This window comes from Sphingomonas sp. CFBP 13733, from assembly GCF_014841795.1.
Classification (GTDB): domain Bacteria; phylum Pseudomonadota; class Alphaproteobacteria; order Sphingomonadales; family Sphingomonadaceae; genus Sphingomonas; species Sphingomonas aerolata.
Map to the genome: position 1 here is coordinate 1 of NZ_JACYUP010000018.1, position 10,790 is coordinate 10,790.

The 10,790-nt window shown below is 56.0% G+C and carries 13 protein-coding genes; 10 read left to right on the forward strand and 3 right to left on the reverse strand.

Annotated features, from left to right (window positions below):
• The 7 genes from IFT71_RS20820 to IFT71_RS20850 form a co-directional block, all read left to right on the forward strand.
• The coding region (locus IFT71_RS20820; RefSeq protein ID WP_192143366.1) for a hypothetical protein at positions 1-287 on the forward strand (287 nt) is incomplete at its 5' end.
• Between the two features lie 53 nt (positions 288-340).
• A complete protein-coding gene (locus tag IFT71_RS20825; RefSeq protein WP_192143368.1) occupies positions 341-802 on the forward strand; it encodes a hypothetical protein in 462 nt (153 codons plus the stop codon).
• Between the two features lie 471 nt (positions 803-1,273).
• A complete protein-coding gene (locus IFT71_RS20830; RefSeq protein WP_192143370.1) occupies positions 1,274-1,489 on the forward strand; it encodes a hypothetical protein in 216 nt (71 codons plus the stop codon).
• Positions 1,490-1,672: 183 nt separating this feature from the next.
• Positions 1,673-2,155, forward strand: coding sequence for a hypothetical protein (locus IFT71_RS20835; protein ID WP_192143372.1), 483 nt, complete (start codon positions 1,673-1,675; stop codon positions 2,153-2,155).
• A 229-nt stretch (positions 2,156-2,384) separates the two neighbouring features.
• Positions 2,385-2,873 carry a hypothetical protein gene (locus tag IFT71_RS20840; protein ID WP_192143374.1) on the forward strand — a complete coding sequence of 163 codons (489 nt, stop codon included), beginning with the start codon at positions 2,385-2,387 and terminating at the stop codon, positions 2,871-2,873.
• Positions 2,861-3,064: a helix-turn-helix transcriptional regulator gene (locus IFT71_RS20845; RefSeq protein WP_082441315.1), complete on the forward strand. Its 204-nt coding sequence runs from the start codon at positions 2,861-2,863 to the stop codon at positions 3,062-3,064. Before IFT71_RS20840 ends, IFT71_RS20845 begins: the two co-directional genes overlap by 13 nt.
• Before the next feature lie 521 nt (positions 3,065-3,585).
• Positions 3,586-3,960 (forward strand): hypothetical protein, encoded by a 375-nt coding sequence (locus tag IFT71_RS20850; RefSeq protein ID WP_192143376.1) that lies wholly within the window; start codon positions 3,586-3,588, stop codon positions 3,958-3,960.
• Between the two features lie 141 nt (positions 3,961-4,101).
• Here IFT71_RS20850 and IFT71_RS20855 read toward each other — a convergent pair whose 3' ends face one another.
• Positions 4,102-5,007 carry a hypothetical protein gene (locus IFT71_RS20855; protein ID WP_192143378.1) on the reverse strand — a complete coding sequence of 302 codons (906 nt, stop codon included), beginning with the start codon at positions 5,005-5,007 and terminating at the stop codon, positions 4,102-4,104.
• A 913-nt stretch (positions 5,008-5,920) separates the two neighbouring features.
• On the opposite strand from IFT71_RS20855, the gene IFT71_RS20860 reads away from it, so the two are divergent.
• On the forward strand, positions 5,921-6,364 hold the full coding sequence (locus IFT71_RS20860) for a DUF7336 domain-containing protein (RefSeq protein ID WP_192143380.1): 444 nt from the start codon (positions 5,921-5,923) through the stop codon (positions 6,362-6,364).
• Here the strand turns inward: IFT71_RS20860 and IFT71_RS20865 are convergent.
• Together IFT71_RS20865 and IFT71_RS20870 are read right to left on the reverse strand one after the other, a co-directional pair.
• Positions 6,350-7,018 carry a CPBP family intramembrane glutamic endopeptidase gene (locus IFT71_RS20865; protein WP_192143382.1) on the reverse strand — a complete coding sequence of 223 codons (669 nt, stop codon included), beginning with the start codon at positions 7,016-7,018 and terminating at the stop codon, positions 6,350-6,352. The genes IFT71_RS20860 and IFT71_RS20865 overlap by 15 nt on opposite strands.
• A gap of 99 nt (positions 7,019-7,117) precedes the next feature.
• Entirely contained in the window at positions 7,118-7,591 is a 474-nt protein-coding gene (locus IFT71_RS20870; RefSeq protein ID WP_192143384.1) for a hypothetical protein, read from the reverse strand.
• Positions 7,592-8,021: 430 nt separating this feature from the next.
• Here IFT71_RS20870 and IFT71_RS20875 point away from each other — a divergent pair, with 430 nt between their 5' ends.
• Together IFT71_RS20875 and IFT71_RS20880 are read left to right on the forward strand one after the other, a co-directional pair.
• Entirely contained in the window at positions 8,022-9,134 is a 1,113-nt protein-coding gene (locus IFT71_RS20875) for a transferrin-binding protein-like solute binding protein (RefSeq protein ID WP_192143391.1), read from the forward strand.
• Positions 9,135-9,159: 25 nt separating this feature from the next.
• Positions 9,160-10,509 (forward strand): surface lipoprotein assembly modifier, encoded by a 1,350-nt coding sequence (locus IFT71_RS20880; RefSeq protein ID WP_192143393.1) that lies wholly within the window; start codon positions 9,160-9,162, stop codon positions 10,507-10,509.
• Positions 10,510-10,790 lie beyond the last annotated feature (281 nt).

The following is a 10,790-nucleotide window of genomic DNA, read 5'->3' on the forward strand; positions in this document are numbered from 1 at the left end:
TGCTGTTCCACTGCGATCTCTCCACCGCTCCCGGTCGATTATGGACGCCTGCCGAGTGGGCGACCTTTCTGCGGGGCTATGCCGGGCATGTCGCTTTCAACAACGCGGAGCTGACGGCGTGGCCGTCGATCCTGGAATTGGCATGGCTCGATCAAGGCGTCTGGATTTTAGGAAACTGGCCGGAAGGCTGGGCGGATGCGAAGGATCGCGCATACCTATTGGACGTAGCTGCCTTTGATCCGGCGATGTTCCCGCTAACGCCCCCGGATCAAACCCTAAGGGAGTAGGGGCTTTCCCGATATACCATCCTTTCCGGGATGACCGGCGCTATGAAAGGCTAATGACAGTTGGTCCGGCCCTCTCGGTGTCCTTGAACGCGATCGGCAAGGTGATGGCCGAAGCACATGATCCTTGGTGGATCATCGCGAGCGCAGCCGTTGCCCTTCACGGGGCCGATCCCGGCCATGTGGCTGACGTGGACGTGCTGTTGAGCGTTGCTGACGCTCAACGCATCCTGCCGGCGATCGGCATTGAGCTCCGGTCAGGATCGCCGCACGCGGCGTTCCGGTCGAGCATCTTCGGCACTTGGACCGGGACTGCATTGCCTGTTGAGTTCATGGCAGACTTCCACCGTCGATCAGGAGAAGCATGGTTGCCGGTGCGACCAGCGACGCGACAGCCAGTTGAGGTTGACGGTTTGGCCGTCTTCATTCCCGAAAGGGTGGAGCTACAGGCCATGCTCACCGCTTTTGGCCGGCCCAAGGACAGGGAGCGTGCCCGAAGCCTAGCAGCCGTTTCGTAGGGACTTTCCCGAAATTCGATCGCATTCGGGACAGCGCTGGCCGTCTCGATCGCAGTTCGTTCTTAGAACGCCGGCGCTGCCGTTTATGCTCAGAATTGGGCATCCCCGTCATGGCAGTCTTGTCTGAAACCCTCAAATTGTGCGACCCGATGCCCAAGAGGGAGAGATTCAGGTGCCCAAACCAATACGAAAAGCTCGACCTGGTTTTGCCATCGCCACGTGCACGTTGGGTTCGCTTGTATCAGTCGTCGACTCAGTTGGTCGCCGCTTCGATGTATCGGGCGCTGTTGCTGGGTCCGTCAAAGGGCTGCTATTGGGTGCTGCAATGATCATGCTGATCTTGGGAATCCGCCAGCTAAGGCGGTTTTCCTAGGCCTTGTCTCGATCACCAATCGTTGAGTGGGATGGCAGCGACGCTTTCACCAAGGGCGCTTAGGTCCAAGATGAACGTAGTATCACAAGGAGCGGGCTATGAGCGGCATGATGAAGTCCGGGATCATTGTGGTCAGCTTGTGCGCCACAGTCACGCTCACGTGGGGCGCAGCAAATCTCGCTATGCTATCCACTTTCTGGTTTGATGAGCATTTAGACGTAGCGAAGGCCATGCCGCTCCTCCTGGTGTTTGTGCTGCCTATCGTTGCGGTTGCTATTCATCGGCGGCAAGGCCGCGCCACGATGCCAGACTGATAAGGTTCGCTGACGCAGCGGCTACTTTTCCCATTTTTCGATCCTATTTTGAGGATCGAAGCTGGCACGGGCCGGGTCGCGAAAGGGGTCCCATTTGCAACGCTGGAACTGCCCATCGCCAGATTGATGGAATCGCGCAAGTTAGTAATAGTCAGACGGCTTGCCGTCATGTGAAGGGTGCCTGTGAAAATCTTATATGGATGCTTGGTTTTGGGCCTCACAGCGTCCGCAGCGTCAGCTGATACGCTTCCCGCAGCTAAAACGCCGGAGGTCGTAAAGGGCGTCCTGTCTTGCCTTACAGCGGTTGATAGTCATCAGGTGAATGTCGAAAGTTTGAAGAAAGATGGGTGGAGCGCAGTGTCAGCTTCCGAGGCTGAAAAGCCGGTAGGGTTGCCGATACCGTTATTCTCAAAGGGAAATCTTATACTTCTTCATAAATCTGACGCAGAAACTCCAATCTGCGCCATTATGGCAAAAGTCCCTAATGTGTCAGCTGTTGGTGATATTGCAAATTCGATTGATATCGCGCTTAAAATCGACCGGAAGATAAAGGATGGTAGGGCCATACCTGCCTATTGGTTCCCCGCCGAACACATTGTTGAACTTGCAACAACAGGCAGCGTCGACGCACCAGGCGTTCGGATTGTCGTAGGATATCGTAAATAGTTTACGGTCGATACTTTATTATCGATGACCGGCGCCTGCCAAAATCTACCATCGACTTCGGTTCTGATGAAAAATTAAAAGATCTGCATCACAGGGCTGGCGCAAATTGCGAACTATGAGTCCTGAAGGGTGGCCTCGCTTAACCCAGAAAACCACTCTTACAAGTCAAACATACTTGACTCTAAATGTCGCGTATGTTTGACATTCTGCGAAAGCGTAGGGGAAGCAGATGTACGAGTTCACTCACCGTGGGGCCGGGGTCAATTGGGCGGCTTTAGATCAAAAGAGCCGACGCCTTGTGTCTGGGAGTATGGCTAGCGCCGTGGTGGCCGTTATGCCGCTTTTCAAATGGACCGCTGACGCTGCGCGCCGAGTGGGTATCGAGTTTCAGGACGCAATGCCCATTGAAGGCACCGCTGTTTCGACTCCTTCCCTCTATCTGCCTGCCGCTTGGGTCGTGGCCTGGGTAATCGGCTTTGCTGCCTTATCTGGCCTGCTATGGTGGCGCATGAGCATCCGGCAGGATGAGCTGTTTCATCGAGTGCAGAACTGGTCGCTCGGCATGAGTGGCGCGTGGACTGCCGCTGCCCTTACAGTGTGGGGTCTGTTAGATATGACCGGGATTAGCCCGCCCATACAGGGGCCTGCCCCCCTAATCCTGTTCTCAGCACTCACGATCTTGTTCGGCCGGACGGCTGCGCGCAAATGGGCGTCCTAACTCGCCTCCCGGAACACCGGGCTGAATCGAACTTCACGCAAGCTGGATTGGCAACGCTCGTTGGCGTTTCCAGACAAACTATCAACTCAATCGAGACAGGTCGGTTCGAACCTAGTTTGTCATTGGCGCTCAAGCTAGCCCACCTATTCAATGTCCCCGTAGAGAACCTTTTTAGCCTGCCGGAAAATTAAACATCGGCGGTAGTGCTGCTGTGCTTATGGAAAAGCCACAATCTTTGCATAAGCGATCAGTCGCTTGACGATGCCGTGTGTGGGGCCGCAAGCTGCTGGGCATGCCGTGATTGAAGGATGTAGTGATGTTTTTGACATTCGCGCTACTGCTAGCTGCGCCACAGGGATGCATCGACACAAAGCGGGAATGCCGCGCCTGTACGACAACTGATGGCAAGCAGCGCTGCTCAAACCCCGGCATCGCCTGTCAGCCTTTGACACGGATATGCCGTCCAAAGGGCGACATGACAGCGGCGGAACGGCCTAAAGCCGCAAAGCCAAGCCGCAGCTGGTTTTTGCGGTCCTGATGCAAAATTCACAGGTTTTGCATCGACCAAAGAGCGGCGGGAAACCGAGGGTTCCGCCGATGCAAAAGACTGATGCATCTGGGATGCCGGTTCAGTGGCCGGCGTCCTAGGGTGCGGCCGCCAAAGCGGACCGTCCGCTTTCCACCAATCCCGGTCTTTCGGCTTGCCCCCCACTTGAAGGCATTCGACAGCGCCTGCATGGAAGGCATTCGACAGCGCCTGCATGGAGGCCAGATGCTTTTTGGCCTACTCGTCCTCATTGGCATCGTCTTAGGTGTTTCCCTGATCGCGGGCACGATAACAGCCGTTAGCCGTGCTGCTACGAAGAGCGACTCTCTGTCGATGGCGATAGGAACGCTAACCATACCGGCTTTGCTCTGCGTATCGTTTGGACATTGGGTGCTTACGATGGAGGTGGACGACGCTCCGCCGGGTGCCGTGTTGATGGGTAGTTTGATGGCGTTTGCGGTGGTCACACCAATCGCGCTGCTCGCTAGTCGCTTTACCGTGAAGTTTCTGTCCCGGCGCGCTTTGCGGAACATCCGCTGATCTTCTCCATTCGAGTCTTCCGCTTACGCCCAGTTGCAGACATTGACGGATGGTACGCCGCTCAAAGCATGTCGGCTGAACTAGCCCGTATCTACTGCAGAGGCTGCGTAATTGCAGCTAAAGGGTGTCGCCGTAAGCTCGTTACTGCGGAGGATCCTGTTCCCGTGGAGACTGGGTCTGCGGAGGTGAAGCAGTCACTTCGACGCCGAGGTTAAGAGCCCCTGCATAAGGTCCACCGATCACGTCCATGGTAATACTTCGAGCCGGCCGTGTCCCTGATGAGGGCGCAGTTTGCGCACCGCAACTAGTGTCCGAAGTACAAGCCCAATAGGATCCACCAACCCACCTCGCATCGAGATTGATGGTGGTTTGAGCTGGAAGGTAGCCGGCCATTGGCAGGTAAGCTGGCTTGGCCCACGTAGGAGCCGTTCGCATCGCGTGAACGTTCCCGACCAAGACAAGCACCCGCGCGTCTTGTTTTACCCTGTTAACCAGCGATGAGGCGAGTGCATTTTCGTAATCACCTGCGTTAAATCCGCCGGGACCGAGATTGTACAACGGTTGGAAAGCAACGACGCTTATAATCCGCCCTGCCGCTCGCAATTCGCGCAGCCTCTGGAAAAGATGGAAGTACGCTTCACTTGACCGGCCATCCTTCATCGGCTGGGTCCATATTCTGCTCCTCAAGAAATGCGATATCGCCGCTGCACCGCCATCGGAGCCAATGAAATCATCTATCGCGGGCTGCTCGGTGGTCACTTGTTCGACTGCGACGATCACCGGTCGGGATGTCGAAGCTAGGCATGCTAGATCACCAAAAATTACTGGCGTCTCTTTGGTCCCGTGTATTTCTCCCACCACAATCCAGCGGAAATCGGTGCGATTGACGAGCGTGTCCGCTCCAGTAATCGGGCTGCATTGTACGGGGCGCAGCTTGGCTTTGAACGTTCTCGCTAAGGGCGCCAGCTTGTCCTGTGGACCAACCGTTGCCCAGTCTATATCGGATACTTGTCGCGCTTTCTGCTCTGCGTTGAAGATGGCCGTCATCTCAGAGTTCGATGGCTCATTCATAATACGATTTGCCGCAATTGACGGTACAGCCAGTGCCAGCAGAGATAGGGCAATCATACGCCTGAACATTATTAGGCCTTCGCGCTTGATACGTGGTGCGGCAAGCTGGCCTAGTTCAGGGGCTGTCTACAAGTCATCATGTGCGGACCATCGTTGGTTGTGAAAGCCACCTCGCCCAAGGCTGATCGCGCTCGGGCTATCCTTGGAGGTGCGGGTGCCGCGTCGAAAGCGGACGGTCTGCAGTCCACCAGGTCGCGACATTCGCTGTCGGCAAAGCGGACCCCAGAGCGGACAGGCGGGAAGCGCCCAATAACGGACGCGAGCGCGCGAATTTGGCTTTCCCGAAAGCAGCCGACTATAGCTCAGGGACCCTCGCTGATCGTCATCCGAATGGAGCCCGACAATGTTTTTAGCCGCGCTGCTTTCAATGTCCTCTCCTGTTGTTAGGACGACAGCCCCGATGAAATCGGCGGGCGGCGTTTGCAGCAGCGGCGCGCAATGTCAGTCCGCGTTTTGTGAATGGCCTAGAGGTAAAAGGCTCACTTCGAAGCCGGTCCGTGGGGTATGTGCCAGCATCGCGCCACCACGCGATCAGATGTGCGGCCGTTTCACCGTCGAAAAATCCCGTATCGTGCTTGGCGCATGTCATTGAGAGTCTTCGACCGGCAGCGTAATAGCCACCTGTATTTCAGCTGCTGAAAAGCCGACATTCAGCTTACCACCAGATCGCGACGTTCAGACACTATGATCGCCACCACAGTGTCCACAAACGGACCGGCTGCTTTGTAGCCAGAAAGCGGACGAACCGGAAACGCCCGGTGTCGGACGTCCAGCCACCCCATGTCTGTTCTCGATAGCGGACATACGGATTGGTGCATAAGCTGCCACCATGGAAACGGCTTACGTCTTGCACCACGTTCGCTCTGACGATGAGCACGCCGAGGACGCCAAGCTGATCGGCGTATACAGTTCTCCGTCGCGAGCCGAGGCGGCGGCGAAGAGGCTGCGGCAAGCGCCCGGGTTTTGTGACCATCCTGATGGCTTCACCATCGATCCTTACCCGGTAGACGAGAATCATTGGCGTGAAGGCTTCGGCAGCTACCGCCCAATCTCGGGCGTTCCGCCGATCGGCCTGCCGTCCCGAAACCGGCCGTTCCAAGCACTACCTCGACATTCCCAGCTCTCCATCCCCAACCGCCGATTTTGGGAAAGCGCAGTTGGAAACGGGCTTTGCGAAAGCGGTCGCATTGGTGGCAGCGAAGGGATCCGGTCACTGCCATCTCGCCCGACCTTTCCAATTGGGAAGATCCATCACCAATCAGCTGGCTTCTAAATCACCACTGATGGCCGTGCTGACGATGGCACCGAATAGCATTACCCCTATGTGTATCAGCATTAACCACCACAAATTCGATGTGGCGACATATGCTATAGTAAAAGCCAGCGCGGATACGATGCTACCTACAAATTGCTTTGGGGTTTTGAACCCGTGCGCCGCGCCGTATGCAAGAGCTGCGATGATGATCGCTCCTGATAGCCCGATCTTTGACGGTAGGTAGTACAAAAGAAAGCCTCGATAAAGTATCTCCCATCCACTTCCGACTGCAAGGCTCAAAAGCAGAAATAGCTTCATTTCGTTTGGCGTTTCAGGAAAAAGATCGCGCCGTACAGCCTCTATTTCCTCCCTCTGCGACGGCTTAGGTTTTTTGCCTTTGCTGAGGAATAAGGCAATAAAGGTTGCGATCGCGACGCCAAGACCAATCAGCGAAGGTGTCGATGTAGGAGTATTGAGGCCAAGCGCTTGTGCGGATCGACCTGTCATAAGCCAGCTGGTTGTTAATAGAGCGAGCAACCCGGCCACCATCCCAATTGTGGTTATGTAACGGGTGATCTTGGTGCCAGAGGCCGTCCGTCCAGGTCGGCTGCGCCAAAGCGCGCGAACCGGGACAACGAAAAGCAGCAAAATAGCTAGAAGATGGTCAAGCAAGGCGCACCTATAGCGAAGGGTCGGCGCACTTGGCCGACATGATGACAGGAGAATCCGAGTGGAGCGGCTGTCGAAGCCGTTCCCGACGAACTGTTCAGCTCAGCTCGCTAGCGCGAACTTCACCCCGTCATCTTCATCGTTCGAAGGCACTTTGCGGTTAAGCCGTGGACCCTTACGCGCACGATTTACCTTGTTTTTAGAGTGTCGTGGCAGAGAGACGAAAATTCTTGTAAGGGTGGCGGCAATACCCACACGGCGCAATGCCGCCGCAGCAGCAGCCAAGGCTACGACCGCCTCAACAATGGCGCCGAGCTCGAGGCTAGCAAGCCATATGGTTACTTCTGGGGCAAACAACGCAACCATGCGGATCGGATCGCTATCTCCCGCATTGAGATGCACAACGACCAACACTGTTACGACAATCGCCAACGCGATGTGCGCGGGCTCAAGGCGGTTCAACGCTGCAGCGGGCATCTCCACCATCAGGCGGTGTAGAAAACGGGTAATAGGCGTGCGCGCGTCACGGATCAGGGTAGCCCAGCAAAGGAGAAACACGATTGCCGCTATCGTCATTCGCCCACCCCCTGGTCTCTGCCCGCTGCATACAAAGCATACAGTCCCTCAGCCAATATAACAGCTCTTCCGGTACACGAGGCGCGTTCTCTTTTCTCGATCCGTTTTGAGAAAGGCCGGCGGACTCGGGATGGCAGCTAACGGCTATCGATGTCCCGAAAGCTGCCTGTCGCCTAACCACCAGAACTAGACGTTCCAATTCCGTCCATGGCCTGCTCATGAACGTCATCGACCGCGCTGAAGCCGTCCCAGTCAAAACCGCCAGAAATCCGTTGTCTGCCGCCGTTGTCCGTTCAGCGAGGCATCCAGCCCCGTTCGGTTAGTGGGCTCTCTCGAAGCCGGGCTAAGTACCGCGACCGGGTTCAACAATGACAGATTGTTAATCATGACGCGGTACCTCCGGCGTTGTGATTTGCCCGTGGAGTTTCCGATGCGCGCTGTAATTATTGCTCTTTCCTTACCGCTCGCCGCTTGTGGCGGGGCCGGCGGAAACGTCAGTTCCATAGGATCTTCCGCACCAGGTGGGGCTGTGATCTCGTTGACGCCAGCCCCCACACCTACGCAAACGCCAAATAGCACGCAGACCAATCTTTTCGACGTTTCTACGGCAACAAAGTTTGACGCCGTCGGTGCCGTGCATTCGCTTGCAGTCAACGCGGATGGCTCGTCGCTTTACCAAGGCAATGCAAGTACCGTTGAAGCCCCCTCGGGAACGATCAGCTATGACCCCCGTGACGGGGTTTTCGTAATGACGATCGAAGATAGCAAAGCAAATGTTTCTAGAAACATCACGTTCCAAGACCCGGGGCACCGGACGACAGCGGATGCCAATAATGTAGAACGCCAAGTACCACTATTGGCCGGCTTCAATTATCTTCATGTTCTTGATGGCACCGTTCCGCTGACCTTTTTCTACAAACGCCCAAATAGCAGCGGATCATTTGTCTCGCTCGCGGGGTTTGAGCGAAGCCAGGCAAGTGAGGATGGCTCGTCTCTGGCCGAACAAGGGGTGCTGGTTTTTGGAACGCGTTCTACGACCACGCAAACGCCGACGAAGGGGGCTGCACATTTCGACGGCCAGTTCCTGGCGACCATGATCGCTCAGCAAGGCAATTCAGCTCGGGTGCAGCAGTGGCTGGAAGGAATAAGTGCGGTAGAAGTGGACTTTGCGAAACGCACTCTTTCGCTGAGTCTTTCTGGCAAAGTCGGCCCTGCATTCGTTCAGAATAAGCCTGTTGCGGATTCTGCGCTAAGTGTGCCCTCCGGCTCAAGCTTCACTGCGGCTGGCTCGGCCGGTTGGACATCAGCCTCGACAGCTTTTAGCGGCAAGTTTGCTTCAGCCGCCTTCTCTAGCAACGGCACGGCTACTCCGATCGATTTCACGTCTGTCAGTGCGGGTACGGCCACCGCAGGTGCGAGCTCGATCGACGGTACGTTTTATGGTCCGGATGCGAAGAACGTCGGCGGCAACTTCCGGATTGTAGGCGGGATACCAAATCAGCGGATTGATATTCTCGGCGGTTTTATAGGCGTGAAAAAGTAGTGAGCTTTGACGAGGATTCCTCGACATGCGCTTCGCGCTAATCGCCGGCACGGCGATATTTGCCTGTGCATCGCCGGCGTCTGCCGCTCCGGAAGGCAACTGTTCCGCCGGTACTTGTCGTATTGAGCTAACGCCGCCGCAGCTACTGGCGGCGGCGGAACGTCTGATTTCTGAGAGGCATTATGCGGAAGCTTTACCTCTTGTAGAAGCATTGCGTCTTGCGCCTGGGTTCAAGTTACAAACAGAATTTCTGGGAGGGTTGATAGCCTCCCGGACCGGCGACTACGCCGGTGCAGTGAATCAATTCATGGCAATTTTGGCCAACGATCCCGCCCAGACCAGGGTCCGCCTTGAATTGGCGCAGGCGTTGATAGCCTTAAAAAAGACGGCAAGCGCCGATCGCCAGCTACGAATTGCTCAGCAGGATACGGAACTGCCTCAGCAGATCGCCAGGACGATACGCACGGTACGCGACACGATACGGAGCGGGAGGACTTGGCGTCTTGACCTGAATATCGGCATCGCACCTGATACTAACATAAACAACGCAACATCGGCTCAATCCGTAACGGTCTTGCTCGGTGACAGCGCTTATCAAGCGGATTTGAACGACGAAGCGAAAGCTCACTCGGGCGTCGGGCTGACTGCCCAGCTTTCCACCGGGTTGCGTCTTCCCATCTCGAAAACAGTATCTGCGCTTGCGGAGTTCGACGCGAATGGGTCGAACTACAGTGGCAGTCAGTTTGATGATTACAACGTGCAGACATCGGCCGGGGGCGAATATCGCGTCACTCCAACCAGCAGCGTTTCACTTGAAGGTGTCTATGCACGCCGTTGGTTCGGCGGGAAGGCGGCGACCGCTCAGATTGGCGCGCGGACCGGGGGGCAAATGGTCCTCGGCAAACGCGATCGCTTTGGCTACCAAGTTGATGTTCGCCATGTTCGAGCTTATTTCGACCGCGGCTACGATGGCTGGCAAGGCGGTTTATATGGAACGATCGAGCACGCTATAGCGCGAACGCTGGTTGTTTCTGCTGGGCCGTTTTTTCGACGTGAATGGTTGCGAGAAGACGCCTTTTCCAACATCGAGGTTGGCGGCAATTTGGGTGTTGGCGGCGAACTGCGCCACGGCTTCAATATAGGCGGCAGCTTAGGGATGTCCCGAGCAGTTTTTGATGCCCCGCTGCTGATATTCGATGTCAAGTCGCGGCGTGACACCCGTTTAGTCATACGGACAACGCTGGGCAACCGTAAGATACGAGTTATGGGATTTTCTCCACAGTTAAACTGGACGTATAATCGCGTTAGCTCGTCTATCGGATTATACGCGATAAAGCGCAGTCGTTTCGAACTAACGGCAGCTAGATACTTTTAGTAGCGTAAAACTGAACGGCCCGACCGGAAACCGAATCGAGCGATGCTGGCAGGTTGCGATTTATCCGGTTGCGGAGACCACAATGATCATATGGCAGGACTAAGACTGCTCGGTCCAAGCATGACAGAGGCGGGCCGCGCTAGCGCGTGTCGCCAATCGTATGTTTGACGACAGGGCGCGACACCCGACTAAAAAGCGGCCGGACCGCTGTCGCCCACTTGTCGACCTTCTTTGGTTCTGTGACGATGCCTGAAAGCTGCCGTTCGTTTGGTTGATAGGCA